This window comes from uncultured Pseudoflavonifractor sp., from assembly GCA_904419835.1.
In the GTDB taxonomy this organism is placed as follows: domain Bacteria; phylum Bacillota; class Clostridia; order Oscillospirales; family Oscillospiraceae; genus Pseudoflavonifractor.
On record CAJFTA010000005.1, the window covers coordinates 42,912 to 56,496 of the forward strand.

Genomic DNA, 13,585 nt, shown 5'->3' on the forward strand with positions numbered 1-13,585 from the left:
TCCTGTTAAAAGGAGATGATGGAATGCTCATTGATATAAAGGATGTATTCAAGATTTATAATGAAGGGGAGGAGCGTGAGGTGCGCGCCCTCAACGGCGTGTCCCTCACCATCGACCGGGGCGAGTTCGTTGCCATTGTAGGCCAGTCCGGTTCCGGCAAGTCCACGCTGATGAACCTCATCGGCTGTCTGGACATCCCCACCTACGGGGAGTACCACCTGGACGGCACCGACGTCACCGACCTGTCCGACCGGCAGCTCTCCCATGTGCGCAACAAGCAGATCGGCTTTATCTTCCAGGGGTTTAACCTGATCCCCGCCCTCTCCGCCTATGAGAACGTGGAGCTGCCCCTGATTTACCAGGGCATCCGGGCCTCTGTCCGGCGGGAGCGGGTGCGGGACGCGCTGGAGCGTGTCTCCCTGTGGGACCGGCGGGACCACAAGCCCACCGAGATGTCGGGCGGCCAGCAGCAGCGGGTGGCCATCGCCCGGGCCATCGCCACCCATCCCCCCATCATTCTGGCCGACGAGCCCACCGGCGCGCTGGACTCCAAGACCGGCATCCATGTGCTGGACATTCTCCGGCGGCTTTACAAGGAGGGGACCACCGTGATCCTCATCACCCACGACAACGGCATCGCGGCCACGGTCCCCCGGGTGGTCCGCATTTCGGACGGACAGATTGTGTCCGACGGACAGCAGGAGGTGGACTGGCTGTGAACTTAAAACAGACTATCAAGCTGGCGGCCAAGTCCATCGCCGCCCGGAAGGGCCGCACCTTCCTCACCATGCTGGGCGTCATCATCGGCCTGGCGGCGGTCATTATCCTGGTGACCTACGCTCAGGGCACCACCAAGCAGATGATGGACCTGATGAAGTCCATGGGTTCCAACCAGATTCAGGTCTCCGCCTACAAGTGGACCGGCGGCTCCAGCGACGACGTGGTGTTCAACAGCCTCTACAACTACTGCAAGCAGCTGGACGACCTGGTGGTGGGCGTCACCCCCAACCAGTACTGCTGGTTCACCGTCCAGTACGGGGCCAAGAACTCCAACAATATGTACTCGGATGACGGCAGCGTCCAGCCCCCCCAGATCTATATGGGCAGCGACCAGTGGGCGGCCTGCAACAACGCCACCATCGCCAAGGGCCGTGATCTCACCTATCTGGACGTGCAGAGCGGCAGCCAAGTCTGTGTCCTTGGCTCCAAGGCAGCCAAGACCTTCTTCAACTACGCCAACCCCATCGGCGAGACCATGCTTTTTGATGGTGTGCCCTTCAAGGTTATCGGCGTATACGCTCCCCGTATCAACGAGGAATCTCTGACCGAGGAGACCCAGTATTACTCCCAGCAGGACAATTTCATTCTCCTGCCCTACACCACCACCCGTGCTTTCCAGATCGCCGGTTCCGGTAATGTTTCCACCAGCAACTCCGAATTTATCGTCAAGGCCAAGGATTCCGCCTCCACGCAGGAGGCCGCCGCCCGACTGGAGGGTTTCCTGAAGGGCCTGATTGGCGACTCCAAAACCGGCAACAGCTACGGTTCGTATTATGTCAATCTTCCGGACCAGTACATCGACTCCACCGAGGAAGCCAACAAGAGCCAGCAGATGCTGCTGGGCGGCATCGCGGCCATCTCCCTCATCGTGGGTGGTATCGGCATCATGAACATCATGCTGGTCACCGTCACCGAGCGTACCCGCGAGATCGGTATCCGCAAAGCCATCGGCGCTGAACGGCGGAGCATCATCATCCAGTTCCTCATCGAGGCCTGTATGATCTGCGGCCTGGGAGGTATCCTGGGTATCGCCGTGGGCTATGTCGGCACACTGATAGTCTGTAAACAAACCCTTGGCATCATATTGCTGCCCAACGCCGGCATCACCGTGGGCGCCTTTGTCATCTCGGTGGGCCTGGGCATCATCTTCGGTCTCTACCCCGCCATCAAGGCCAGCGGCCTCCAGCCTGTGGAAGCCCTGCGGGCTGACTGATTCCGTTTTCCGTCATTCCAACTCCATATATAAGGGAGAGAGAAATATGAAAATCAAACGATTCCTTGCCGGTCTGCTGGCAGCCGCCCTCTTGTGCGGCCTGATGGCAGCGGTTCCGGCGTCTGCCGCCACCGGCGGCGCCAGCGCCTCCGGCTTTACCGACATTACCGACCCCGCCGTGGCTGAGGCCGCCGAGGTCCTCCGCCTTCTGGGCGTGGTCAACGGCACCGGCGGCACCCTCTTCAATCCCGGCGGCACTCTGACCCGGGCCGAGTTCTGCAAAATGGCCATTGAGATCATGGGCAAGGGCGAGGAGGCCTCCGCCCAGATGAACCGGACCATCTTCCTGGATGTAAAGGGGGACCACTGGGCCCGGGGCTACATCAACCTGGCCGCCTCCACCCGTCTGGGCGCCACGGAAGAGGGCGGCGGCGAGATGCTGATGGTGGGCGTGGGCGACGGCACCTTCCAGCCCGGCCGGACCATGACCTTTGCCGAGGCGGTCACCACGCTGATGCGGATCCTGGGCTATACCGCCTCCGATGTGGCGTCCGGCTCCTCCTGGTACAGCGGCTACCTGGCTTCCGCCGATGTGATCGGCCTGACGGACGGAGTGTCCCTGGCCTGGGACTCCCCCGTCACCCGGGGGCAGACCGCCATTCTCTTCCAGAACCTGCTGTACACCAACCCCAAGGGCGCCGACGCGCCCTACCTGACCCAGCTGGGCGGCAGCATTACCGACGAGGCGGTTGTCATCTCTCTGGACGCCACCGCGGCCGACGGCACCACCGGCTGCATCCTGACCACCGGCTCCGCCGATCCCTACAAGACCAGCCACGTGCCCTTTGACGCCGCTCTGGCCGGTTCCCGGGCCAGGCTGGTGCTGGACAAAAACAGCAGAGTCATCGCCATCATGCCCAGCGACGGCGGCACTCAGCGCACCACCTCTGTCGTCTCCGCCCAGGCCACCTATGTGACGGTCTCCGGCGGCGACAGGCTGGACGTGGCTCCCGCCACGCCCGTCTACCGTGAGAGCGGCGAGACCACCTATGCCGAGATCTACCTCAATCTGAAGACCGGCTCCCCCCTGGTGCTCCACTACGGCGTCACCGGAAAGCTGGAGTATCTCTATCTCCCCTCCACCCAGGCCGCCGAGGAGGCCGCCGTGGCCAAGGCCACCGGCTCCGGCAATCCCTTCGCCTCTCTGGTGGGCAATGACACCGGCTATCAGATTCTGAAGAACGGCCTGCCCGCCTCCCTCTCCGACATCCGCCAGTACGACGTGGCCACCTATGACAAGGCCGCCAAGACCCTCTATGTCTCCGATCTGCGTCTGACCGGCGTCTATGAGAACGCCGCGCCCAGCCCCTCCACCCCCCTGAGCGTCACCATGATGGGCGCCACCTTCCCCGTGCTCTCCAGCGCCTATCATGATCTGACCTCTTTTAAGATTGGCGATGTGGTCACTCTGCTTCTCACCTCTGACGGTCAGGTCGCCGGTGCTGTCTCCCCCGCCGACGCCAAGTCCACCACTGTGGGCGTGGTAGAGATCGATAATCCAGGAGATGAAAATACTCCTGCTACCGCTATCGTCACTCCTCTTGCTGATATTCGGAAGGCTGATGGTGAGAAGGTTACATTTAAAGGAACTATCTCTTATTATGGTGCCAACGCCTCACGGCTTCAGGGCCAGCTGGTGACGGTTTCCTCCAGCAGGATTGGCACTCTGACCATTTCCCGCCTGTCCGGCAGCGGCGCTTCCGGCACACTGGACGTGAATGCCCGCACCCTGGGCGGCGATCCGCTGGCCGACAACGTGGCGCTCTATGAGCGGGTGGGCAACGGCGCCCCTGTTGAGATCTCCTTCCAGCAGCTTACCCGGGCCACAGTTCCCGCCAGCAAGATCAGCTATGTGGGCAAGGATTACGCCGGCCGGGTCAATATCATCGTGTTTGACGATGTGACCGGCGATCAGTACACCTACGGCTTTGCCAGGAAGGGCGAAGACCAGGTGGGCAGCAGCGGCGATATGAGCTATTCCAACCCCACCATCACGGTGGAGAACGGCGGTAAAAGTAGCGTGGAGCTCATCAGTGCTGCCGCTATCAAGGAAGGCACTCCTGTTGGTATTACCGCCTCTCTGGACAAAATTGGCGATGTTTATAAGCTGGCTGGCTGGGTTGAGCTGAATGCCGTGGAAAATGTCCCTCGTTCCGCTTTTGATATGAAGGAGGACCTGGACTCCGACTCTGAGAGCAAGGCTCCCATTGGTACCGTCACTACCAACAACATGGTTCTCCCGGTAGCCGGCAATGTAATCTGCTACAACAAGGTTACCAAGCAGTGGTTTGGCTCTCTGGATGAGGCCCGGGCCTATGCGGATACGCTTACCATCTACTATGACCGTGCTCCTCAGGAGGGCGGTAAGGTCCGGCTTGTTGTGGTCGGCTGAGCAGGTATCCGTATCATGTAAATACACCTCATACCTGACGGGGAGCTGGATATATTCCAGCTCCCCGTTCAGCTTGTCAAAAACCTTGGTTGAACAGAGTTGGGCTGTGTCGGGGCGGGGGAGCGCGAGGGGGCAGTCGCCCGCCTCGCGTGGAATCGAATGCCCCGGAAGCCTTGCACAGCAAGGCTTCCGGCCAGCGGAGCGGGAACTTTTGCGCCGCTGGCCAGCGCGAAAGTAACGGCATTTTTTCCCCCTGTTCCCCGCGATTCTTTCTGCCGTCCCGCTCGAAGCCCGCCCGAAAAAAAAGGATTGGCCCTTTCCTGCTTTTTCAGGAAAGGGCCAATCCTTTTCTGTTTATTCCGCCTGCCGGACGGTCCCGTCGGTCCCATCCACATAGAAGGGGACGGTGTTGGTGGTAATCAGCCATACCGGCTCCAGGGCCGCGCTGCCGCTGCTGGACAGCGTGACCTCATAGCCGGCTGTCATCCCCCGGATCTCGCTGCATACATATCCGCCGTCCTGCACGCCGCTGAGAAAGCGCAGCAGAATGGTGGCCACGTCCAGGGGCTCCGCCCCGGCCTCCGGCTCCGGCGTCCCCATCAGCCGCTGTCCCCGGATGCTCCGCAGGCTGCCGTTCTCATAGGTCAGGTCGGCCGTGCTGTTAAACACCGGGCTTCCGCCCCACAGCTCCTGCACCGTCACCAGCACAGTCCCGTCCTCCTGCTCCCGGATACCCAGCACCTGGCAGGTATAACCCGCCTTCTCCAGCAGCTGCTGCCCGTGCTCTTCCAGGTTGCCCTCTTCAGCGGTCAGCGCCTCCTCCTCGAAGGCAAATGAGAACTTGCCGTCACTGAGGAACTGTCCCTCGCCCCGGCTGCCGGAATAGGTGACCGGTCCCAAGTCGCCCGACTTCACGCTCTCCCCCAGCAGGGCCTGAGCCATGGCGTCCTCCGCGGTCCGGTCCCTCTCCACAGCCATGGTGTGCAGAGTGCTCTCGGGCGGGAGCTCTTCCATCGCAATGTGGATGTTTGCCGCCTCCAGGATTTCCACCGCGCCGGTGCGGGCTTCCTCCTGATAGGCGGCGGACCTGCGCTCCTGATCCGCCACCAGCACCAGCAGAAACAGATTGACCGCCAGGAGCATGAGCAGCACAATATTCTTGATTTTGGACCACTCCACGGCAGCTCATCTCCTCTCAGGGGGTCTGTATGGCAATCCACTCCGCCTTCAGCAGTTCAGCCGTCCCGGCGTCCTCGTAGGCCAGCAGCAGCTCGCTGCCCTCCGCCTTCTGGGCGGACATAGCGGCGGCGGCCTGGGCCTCGGGCAGCACGATGGACTGCTCGCCGGTGTCGGTATAGCTTCGGAAAAAGAGCTCAAACTCGGTAATCTGGCCGTCCTGGATAATGAATCGGGCGGCATAGCCGTCGCTGCCCAGCTCCACGCCGGCGCCGTTGAGGCAGTAGCCGTAGTCCGCCTGCCACTCGCCCTCGCTCATCTGCTCCACGCTGATAAGGTAGATCCGGGCGGCGCCGCAGCGCGCGCCCAGCGTCCGCTCCGCCAGGGCCCAGGTGGCCTCTGTCACCGCCTTGGCGTCCGCCGGCTCTCCGGCCGTGCCCACCGGATACTTGGGCTCATCGGAGGCTGAGGTCTCATAGCGCACGTGTCCGTCGTCCAGAATGCTCAGCCGGTCGGGCCACTCGTTGACGATCAGCCGGTCGCCGCTGCGGTAGCTGTTGTTGGACTGGGGGTGAAAGCCCAGGGACTCCATCAGATCCTCCCGGTCGCTCTCGCTCATCTGCGCCACCGGGTTTACCGCATGATAGACCTTTGGGCTGACCTGGGTGGCGGCCACCATGACATAGGGCGCCAGCCCGGTATAGCTGGTCTCATAGGCAAACACGGTTCCGTTGGGGCTGTACGCGGCGGCAGCGGTCTGGACATGTCCGCTCAGCGCCTCCGCCGTGTCGCAGGCATAGTACAGGCCGGTGCTCTCATTACTATAATACAGGCGCACGGCTCCCTCCGCCTCGGCCAGCAGGAGCCGCCGGACGCCCACCTCAGGCAGGGCCTGATTGACCGCGCCGGACAGGGACGCGGAGAGTACGGTCAGGGGCACCGCGCCCCGGAAGTCGAAGTAAATGCCCCACGCGTTGGAGAGCGCCTCCCGCCAGGCGGTCTCGGTGATCTGGGCCGGCGCCTGGGCGCTGCCCAGGGCGTCGCCCAGGAGGCTTGCGGTGGCGTCAAACAGGGCGTCCACAGCGGTCTGGTCGTACTGCACGCCGTACCGGCCGCCGCCGCCCAGCTGGACCGACATGCGCACCGGTCTGGGCTGTATGGTCTCCCTTGTCTCCCCGCCGCCGGCGGGGAGCAGGTTCACCGTGCCGCCGCTGAACAGCCCGCTGAGCCATCCTCCGTCCCGGCCCGCCAGGCCGCCGATCTGGGTGCGCATGGTGAGATAGACGGCGGACAGGGCCAGCAGGACAATCAGGATGTCCTTGCATATCTCAATCAGCCGCCTGCGTTTTTTTCTACGCTCCATGGCCAGGTCCCTCAATCTTCAGATCCACCCGGACCGTCAGGCCGGGGCCGTCCTTGTCCACCAGGCGGATGACGCCCTCGTGGCGGTCAATGATCTCCTTTGCGATGGAGAGGCCCAATCCGGTGCCGCCGGACTCCCGGGACCGGGCCTTGTCCACCCGGTAGAACCGCTCAAAGATGCGGGGGCGGTCGGCGGCCGGGATGCCGATGCCGTTGTCGGCCACCTCCATCCACACCCGGTCTCTCAGCCTGCCGGCGGAGATATGGATGCTGCCGCCGTCAGGGGTGTACTTGATGGCGTTGGACACCACGTTCATCATCACCTGCAGAATCCGCTCCCGGTCTCCCACAATGTTGGGCAGATGCTCCTCAATGTCCAGGCGGAGGGTGTGGCCGTGGCGCTGGGCGTCCAGCAGCACGGCGTTGTACACGTCCCGGATGGCCCCTTCAAAGGAGAAGGGGGTCAGCTTCAGCTCACTGTGGCCCGAGTCGAACCGGGACAGGGTGAGCAGGTCCTGGACGATATGGGTCATCCGGTCGGACTCGTTGAGAATGACGCCCAGAAAATTTTTCTCCGTGTCGGGGGGCAGCTCGCCTGCGTTGTCCACCAGGGTCTCGGCGTAGCTGCGGATGTTGGTCAAAGGGGTGCGCAGCTCGTGGGATACATTTGCCACGAACTCCCGGCGCATCTCCTCGGTCTTTCGCTGCTCGGTGACGTCGTGGATCACCACCATGACGCCGCCGGCGCTCTCGCCGGAGAAGGGCGCCAGCAGCAGCTCCAGGATGGTGCCGTCAATCTCCCGCTCGCCGTCCAGATAGCCGGGCTGCTCCACGGCCAGCACGGAGGGCAGGGCGGCGATATCGCCGAAGAGGGTGTCGTAGGTGACCTCGCTGCCCCCCACGGGGATGGTCCGGCGGAGCATCCGTTCGGCGGCTGGGTTGCACTGGATAACCGCCCCGTCCCGGGAGAAGGCCACCACGCCGTCGGTCATGTGGAGGAAGAGGGTGCCCAGCTTGTTCCGCTCGTTCTCCGCCTCCCGGATGGTGTCCCGCAGCTGCCGGGCCATGTTGTTGAAGGTGCCGGTGAGCACGCCGATCTCGTCCTTGGAGGCCACCTCAATCTTGTGGGAGAAGTCCCCCTTTGCCACCCGCTCGGCGCCGGTGGTCAGCCGCTCGATGGGGGTGATCATGGTCTTGGAGAGGAGGAAGGACAGCAGCACGGAGATCACCAGTCCAAAGGCCAGCGCCTCCAGGATCAGCTGGAAGAGCTGGGCGTTCAGGTTCTGGACCGTGGTGCGGTCATCCAGGATGTAGATGATGTACCGGTTCTCCCCCCGCTGGATGGGCACCGCCACATCCATATAGTCGGCGGACACATCCTTCATGTTCCCCTCCCGGTTCTGGATGGCGGCGGTGATGTTGGGGGTAATGCGCAGGTTGGCGCCCTTCTCCTCGTCGGAGGCCGCCAGGCACTTGCCGGTGGAGCCGTCCAAAATGAAGTAGTTGCGGTGGCGGTTGTCGATGCCCAGAGCGCCGATATAGCTCTTGAGCACGTCCTGAATCACGTCCACATCGCTCTGCCCCTCGCCGGCCTCGGCCTGCAAATCCCGGGCCAGAGTCTCGTTGTCGGCGCGGAACACAGTGTGCATCTGGTCATAGAACTCGGTCAGATAGAAGGCGGACACCGAATTGACCAGAAATGCCCCCACCACGGTCATCAGCGACACGATGAGCAGCACCATAATGAGCACCAGCTTCATATGCAGGCTTCTGAACACGGCGTCCTCACCTCCCGGCGTATTTTCTGCGGCTGGGCCTCGTCGCCCCAAAGTCCGCGCCGCTCTCCCCGGCCTCCCGGCCAGGGCTCGCTTCGCTCCCTTGCGGCTCCTCTCCCCACAGGAACCGCTTCGCTGGGTTCCTGTGGGGCCCCCTTTTGTTTTTTCACTGTGGAGGACGACCCGGCCCCGGGCTTCCGTCCCCTGTTACAGGCTCAGCAGGTACCCCTGTCCTCGCCGTGTCACGATGATCTGCGGCTGGGCCGGGTCGTCCTCCACTTTTTCCCGCAGGCGGCGGACGGCCACGTCCACGGCCCGGACATCGCCCACATAGCCCTCGTAGTTCCACACGTTTTCCATCAGCGCCTCCCGGGAGAACACCTTTCCCGGCCTGGCGGCCAGAAACCGCAGCAGCTCATACTCCCGCTGGGTCAGGTCCAGGGGCTTTCCGTCCTTGTAGGCCACCATCAGATCCTGATCCACGGAGATGCGCCCGGCCTCCAGCCGGTTGTCGCCCGTAGCCGGGGCGGGCGGGCCGCCCGCCATCTCCCGGCGGCGGATGTTGGCCTTCACCCGGGCCAGCAGCTCCCGCATGGAGAAGGGCTTGGTAATATAGTCGTCGGCGCCCAGCTCCAGCCCCATGACCTTGTCGTTCTCCTCCTCGCGGGCGGTGAGCATGATAACCGGGGTATTTCTCCCCTCCGCCCGGATGCTGCGGCACACGTCAAAGCCGTTCATCTTGGGCAGCATCAGGTCCAGCAGCACCAGATCCGGGTCCTGCTCCAGGGCCAGCTGGAGCCCGGCCTGCCCGTCGTAGGCCTCCAGGGTCTCGTAGCCCTCCCGGCCCAGGTTAAAGCTGAGGATATCCACAATATTTTTCTCGTCTTCCACAATGAGAATGCGCTTGCTCATGACTGCCTCCTCTGCGGGCGGCCTCTCACCGCCCCAACAGCACCTTTGCCTTCAGCACCGCCGCCACTGTCTTGGCGTCGGAGATCTCGTTGTTCATGACCTGCTCCACCAGCTCTTCGAAGGGCACCTTGATCCGCTCCAGGAACTCCCCCTCGTCGGGGTGGCAGGCGCCCTGCTTCAGCCCCCGTGCCAGGTACATATGCAGCACCTCGGTGCAGAACCCCGGCGAGGCGTAGAGGCAGCCCATGTAGGTCAGCTCCTCGGGCTCCAGCCCCACCTCCTCGCTCAGCTCCCGCAGCGCGGCCTTCCGGTGGTCCTCAGGGCCGTCCAGCTTGCCGGCGGGCAGCTCGGTGATCACCTTTCCGAAGGGATAGCGGTACTGCCGCACCAGGGTCACCATATCCTGGTCGTCCAGGGGGAGCACGGCCACGCCGCCGGGGTGCTCCACCACCTCTCTGCCCGACTGATGCCCGTCCGGCAGTTCAATTTTGTCCACCTTGAGAGTCACAATGCGCCCCCGGAAAATCTCCCGGCTCTCCAGCGTCTTTTCTGTCAGTTCCATTCTTACCGCCCCGTTATATCAGAATATAGCCTTGCGCGGCCCGATAAGCCGCGCTGCTTTGCCCGGCACAGAACGCTCTCTCAAACCTCCCTGTGCCCTCCATCGGGGACGCCCTCCGCCCCCGTAAAGCGCGCATTACAGCAACAGGTATTATTATAGCATATTCCCCCTTCCCGCGCTACCCCGAAGCGGCTTCTTCCAGTTCCCCCAATCATTACAGCTGTTCACGCCCCAGAGCGCCCGCTATAATGATATCCATGGCATTCGGCCTGTTTTAGGGTCCATTTTCTGATTCAGAACAAGGAGGTCCGCTCTATGACCATCCAACCAATCGGCGCGGGCAGCGCCGTGCTGTACATCACCGCGGCTGATTTGAAGGAGCGGGGGCTCACGCCCGCCCAACTCACCCTGGAGGGGGCGCTGGAGCTGGCCCGCGCCGCCTTTGCCCAGTCCGGCACGCCTCTGGAGGGCCCCATTGAGATCGAGGCCTATCCGGAGGCCTGCGGCGTGCTGGTCTTTGCCCGGGTGGCGCCGCCGCACAGGCAGTGGTTCTCCTTCTCCGGTTTTGAGGAGCTGCTCTCCGCTGTCCGGGCCCTGCCCGCCCCGTGCCGGGACAGCGCCCTTGCCTGGCTGGACGGCCGCTTCTGGCTCTCTCTCCCCGGCAATGAGCGGAGCATGGCGGCCTGTCTGTCGGAGTTCGGCCGCAAGGAGGACGCGCTGGGCCACCCGGATGCCCGGCTGGCCGAGCACGGACGCTCCATCCTGGAGCAGGACGCCCCCGCCGTGCTGCTGCGCCACTTCCCCGCCTGAGCCCCTTTTCTCTCTGTCTGAGCTCTTGACAGGTATGGTATAATAGTCGCAGAGCGTTTATTATACTTTGAACCCGGCCCTTTTCCTCGCCCTTTATAGGGCAACCGGAAAAGATGGCCCGATATACCATTCCGGCTTCGCTGTCATGGTATAATGCTTTTACAGTGGTATTTGTGCCGTCTTTCCGGCGCACGCCGCCATACCCGCCCGGAGGGAGGTGCGTCCCATGGACCAGAAGGGCATCAAGATTATCTCCAAGAACCCCAAGGCCTACCACGACTACTTCATCGAGGATAAGTACGAGGCGGGCATTGAGCTCTGCGGCACGGAGGTCAAATCGGTCCGCCAGGGCAATGTGAACCTGAAGGACGCCTTCTGCATTGTCAAGGACGGGGAGCTCTCCGTGGTGGGGATGCATATCTCCCCCTATGAGCAGGGCAATATTTTCAACAAGGACCCCCGCCGTACCCGTCGCCTTCTGATGCACAAGCGGGAGATTCTCCGCCTGTTCCAGAAGACCAGGACGGACGGTTATTCTCTCATCCCCCTCTCCCTCTACTTCCGCAACGCGCGGGTAAAGGTGGAGGTGGGCCTTGCCAAGGGCAAGAAGCTCTATGACAAGCGGGACGCCGCCGCCGCCAAGGACGCCAAGCGCGAGATGGACCGGGCCATGAAGTCCCGGGGCGGCTACTGAGATAGCGGTTCCCATACTGAAAGGAGATGTTCCCAATGGCTCAGAATCCTCTGGTCACCATTGAGATGGAGGACGGCGGCAAAATGGTCGCCGAGCTCTATCCCGACGTGGCCCCCAATACGGTCAACAACTTCATCAGCCTGGTGCAGTCCGGCTTTTATAACGGCCTGATCTTCCACCGGGTCATCCCCGGCTTTATGATCCAGGGCGGCTGCCCCGACGGCACCGGCATGGGCGGCCCGGGGTACACCATCAAGGGCGAGTTTGCCCGCAACGGTGTGAAGAACGACCTGAAGCACGACCGGGGCGTACTGTCCATGGCCCGTGCCATGCACCCCAACTCCGCCGGCAGCCAGTTCTTCATCATGGTGGAGAAGGCCCCCCATCTGGACGGGGACTACGCCGCCTTCGGCAAGGTCATCGAGGGCATGGACGTGGCCGACGCCATTGTCTACGCCGACCGGGACGTGCGCACTGACCGGCCCCGCAAGGATCAGCGGATGAAGTCCGTGACTGTGGAGACCTTTGGCGTGGACTATCCCGCCCCTGAGAAGGTCTGATTTTCAACTGTTTTCACTCCGGCGGGGCCATCCGCCCCGCCGGATGAAATATCTTCTCTTCCGCCCGCCGGCGGGTGGGAAGACGCGAAGAACCATCGTTGTTGTTTTATCTCTCTCCCTTTCCTCCCACGTAAGAGCGGAATGAGCGAGCTTTGCCCTTCGCGGTCAAGCGGGAGCTATGGTTTGCCGCTCTGACCTTTCTTCTGTTCCCCAGTCCAGACGAAGCCCAGCGCAGCGGGTTCGTCCGGAGCGGAGGAGCAGCGGAATGAACGGGCTTTACCCTTTGCGGTCAAGCGGGAGCTATGGTTCGCCGCTCTGACCTTTCTTCTGTTCCCCAGTCCAGACGTTCCCCAGTCCAGACGAAGCCCAGCGCAGCGGGTTCGTCTGGAAGAGGAGGAGCAGCGGAATGAGCGAGCTTGCCGTTTACGGCGAAGCGAGTGATATGGAGCTTGCTCCGACGACGCGGGGGCGTACTGGTTTCGACGGGGACGTAGAGGCGGGAATAGCGGGCGGTGGCGCCTGGCCACCTTAAAACGGGCAACTTATAAATTAAAGAACGACGACAACGTAGTTCTCGCCGCGGCTTAACGCGGCCGTCCAACCTGGAAGGACCACGGTCCGGGATTGGGCGTCGACGAGTGGTGCACGTGTGTGTGCAAAGCTTTGAGCGCACCATGAACAATGAAGCTACCAAGCCCCTGAGTGTGACGGCTCACGCCTGGGTGAGGGAATGTAAATAACCGTCTGCGCCCGGAGAGGTTCCCGTTGAAGCGTTTTCGGACAGGGGTTCGACTCCCCTCGCCTCCACCAAACCGCTATCCATTGTGTTGCAATGGATAGCGGTTTTTCTGTTGCGGCTCAATGGATTGCGGGATTTATTTTGTGTTTATATCGTTCAAATAATAGATGCAATGTATATGTTTTAGACGCAAGTTTTGCACACGATTTACACACGATTAAGACCCCGCCGGAGCATTCCGGCGGGGCCTCGCGCTTTATTCTGTTTTATCGTCCGTCCCCGCTCCCGCCTGCTCCCCGGCGCCGTCCACGGCGTCCAGGCCAATCTGGAGCAGCTTAGCGAGCCAGGCAGGGACCGGCGCGCCCATGAGGACGGCGTTCTCCACGATGCTGCCCAGCTCGGTGATGCAGTACCACACCAGCACCAGCGGGCAGACGATGCCCCGGAAGGCCACGGGCAGCTGTACCACCGGCAGGTTGTCCAGCACCAGTCCCAGCAGCAGGTCGGCGCAGGCGGCCACCAGGACCACCACCACCTCGCCGGCCTTGTG

12 protein-coding genes and 1 other RNA gene are annotated in these 13,585 nt (G+C 62.6%); 7 read left to right on the forward strand and 6 right to left on the reverse strand.

The genetic code is table 11. The annotated features are described in order from the left end of the window. Positions 1-23 precede the first annotated feature (23 nt). The 3 genes from QZY67_RS01695 to QZY67_RS01705 are packed head-to-tail and all read left to right on the forward strand — an operon-like array spanning position 24 to position 4,445. Positions 24-719 carry an ABC transporter ATP-binding protein gene (locus QZY67_RS01695; protein WP_295368247.1) on the forward strand — a complete coding sequence of 232 codons (696 nt, stop codon included), beginning with the start codon at positions 24-26 and terminating at the stop codon, positions 717-719. After that, positions 716-1,993 carry an ABC transporter permease gene (locus QZY67_RS01700; protein WP_295368249.1) on the forward strand — a complete coding sequence of 426 codons (1,278 nt, stop codon included), beginning with the start codon at positions 716-718 and terminating at the stop codon, positions 1,991-1,993. Before QZY67_RS01695 ends, QZY67_RS01700 begins: the two co-directional genes overlap by 4 nt. A gap of 46 nt (positions 1,994-2,039) precedes the next feature. Beyond that, positions 2,040-4,445 (forward strand): S-layer homology domain-containing protein, encoded by a 2,406-nt coding sequence (locus QZY67_RS01705; RefSeq protein WP_295368250.1) that lies wholly within the window; start codon positions 2,040-2,042, stop codon positions 4,443-4,445. Between the two features lie 354 nt (positions 4,446-4,799). Here the strand turns inward: QZY67_RS01705 and QZY67_RS01710 are convergent, their stop codons facing one another. The 5 genes from QZY67_RS01710 to QZY67_RS01730 form a co-directional block, all read right to left on the reverse strand. Continuing rightward, positions 4,800-5,624, reverse strand: coding sequence for a hypothetical protein (locus QZY67_RS01710; protein ID WP_295368251.1), 825 nt, complete (start codon positions 5,622-5,624; stop codon positions 4,800-4,802). A 16-nt stretch (positions 5,625-5,640) separates the two neighbouring features. Then, complete coding sequence (locus QZY67_RS01715) at positions 5,641-6,984, reverse strand: hypothetical protein (protein WP_295368252.1); 1,344 nt, start codon at positions 6,982-6,984, stop codon at positions 5,641-5,643. Then, positions 6,974-8,761: an ATP-binding protein gene (locus tag QZY67_RS01720; protein WP_366448923.1), complete on the reverse strand. Its 1,788-nt coding sequence runs from the start codon at positions 8,759-8,761 to the stop codon at positions 6,974-6,976. Before QZY67_RS01720 ends, QZY67_RS01715 begins: the two co-directional genes overlap by 11 nt. Before the next feature lie 204 nt (positions 8,762-8,965). Next, the gene (locus QZY67_RS01725) at positions 8,966-9,670 is read right to left on the reverse strand and encodes a response regulator (RefSeq protein WP_295368253.1); all 705 of its coding nucleotides are present in this window, start codon (positions 9,668-9,670) and stop codon (positions 8,966-8,968) included. 25 nt (positions 9,671-9,695) lie between these two features. Continuing rightward, the gene (locus QZY67_RS01730) at positions 9,696-10,232 is read right to left on the reverse strand and encodes an NUDIX hydrolase (RefSeq protein ID WP_294531711.1); all 537 of its coding nucleotides are present in this window, start codon (positions 10,230-10,232) and stop codon (positions 9,696-9,698) included. A gap of 315 nt (positions 10,233-10,547) precedes the next feature. Between QZY67_RS01730 and QZY67_RS01735 the strand changes: the two genes are divergently transcribed. The 4 genes from QZY67_RS01735 (at position 10,548) to ssrA (ending at position 13,106) form a co-directional block, all read left to right on the forward strand. Continuing rightward, positions 10,548-11,042, forward strand: coding sequence for a hypothetical protein (locus QZY67_RS01735; RefSeq protein WP_295368255.1), 495 nt, complete (start codon positions 10,548-10,550; stop codon positions 11,040-11,042). A 226-nt stretch (positions 11,043-11,268) separates the two neighbouring features. After that, positions 11,269-11,736 carry an SsrA-binding protein SmpB gene (gene smpB, locus QZY67_RS01740; protein WP_294551194.1) on the forward strand — a complete coding sequence of 156 codons (468 nt, stop codon included), beginning with the start codon at positions 11,269-11,271 and terminating at the stop codon, positions 11,734-11,736. A gap of 35 nt (positions 11,737-11,771) precedes the next feature. Continuing rightward, positions 11,772-12,296, forward strand: coding sequence for a peptidylprolyl isomerase (locus tag QZY67_RS01745; protein ID WP_294531706.1), 525 nt, complete (start codon positions 11,772-11,774; stop codon positions 12,294-12,296). A 464-nt stretch (positions 12,297-12,760) separates the two neighbouring features. Beyond that, positions 12,761-13,106, forward strand: a transfer-messenger RNA (tmRNA) gene (gene ssrA, locus QZY67_RS01750). 185 nt (positions 13,107-13,291) lie between these two features. Here the strand turns inward: ssrA and QZY67_RS01755 are convergent. Next, a partial coding sequence (locus QZY67_RS01755) for a phage holin family protein (protein WP_295368256.1) occupies positions 13,292-13,585 on the reverse strand: 294 nt, incomplete at its 5' end.

Bases quoted from the DNA above. Each gene is read 5' to 3' on its own strand.
- QZY67_RS01695 (WP_295368247.1), top strand. From the start codon at position 24: ATGCTCATTGATATAAAGGATGTATTCAAGATTTATAATGAAGGGGAG.
- QZY67_RS01705 (WP_295368250.1), top strand. From the start codon at position 2,040: ATGAAAATCAAACGATTCCTTGCCGGTCTGCTGGCAGCCGCCCTCTTG.
- QZY67_RS01715 (WP_295368252.1), bottom strand. From the start codon at position 6,984: ATGGAGCGTAGAAAAAAACGCAGGCGGCTGATTGAGATATGCAAGGAC.
- QZY67_RS01725 (WP_295368253.1), bottom strand. From the start codon at position 9,670: ATGAGCAAGCGCATTCTCATTGTGGAAGACGAGAAAAATATTGTGGAT.
- QZY67_RS01730 (WP_294531711.1), bottom strand. From the start codon at position 10,232: ATGGAACTGACAGAAAAGACGCTGGAGAGCCGGGAGATTTTCCGGGGG.
- QZY67_RS01735 (WP_295368255.1), top strand. From the start codon at position 10,548: ATGACCATCCAACCAATCGGCGCGGGCAGCGCCGTGCTGTACATCACC.
- smpB (WP_294551194.1), top strand. From the start codon at position 11,269: ATGGACCAGAAGGGCATCAAGATTATCTCCAAGAACCCCAAGGCCTAC.
- QZY67_RS01745 (WP_294531706.1), top strand. From the start codon at position 11,772: ATGGCTCAGAATCCTCTGGTCACCATTGAGATGGAGGACGGCGGCAAA.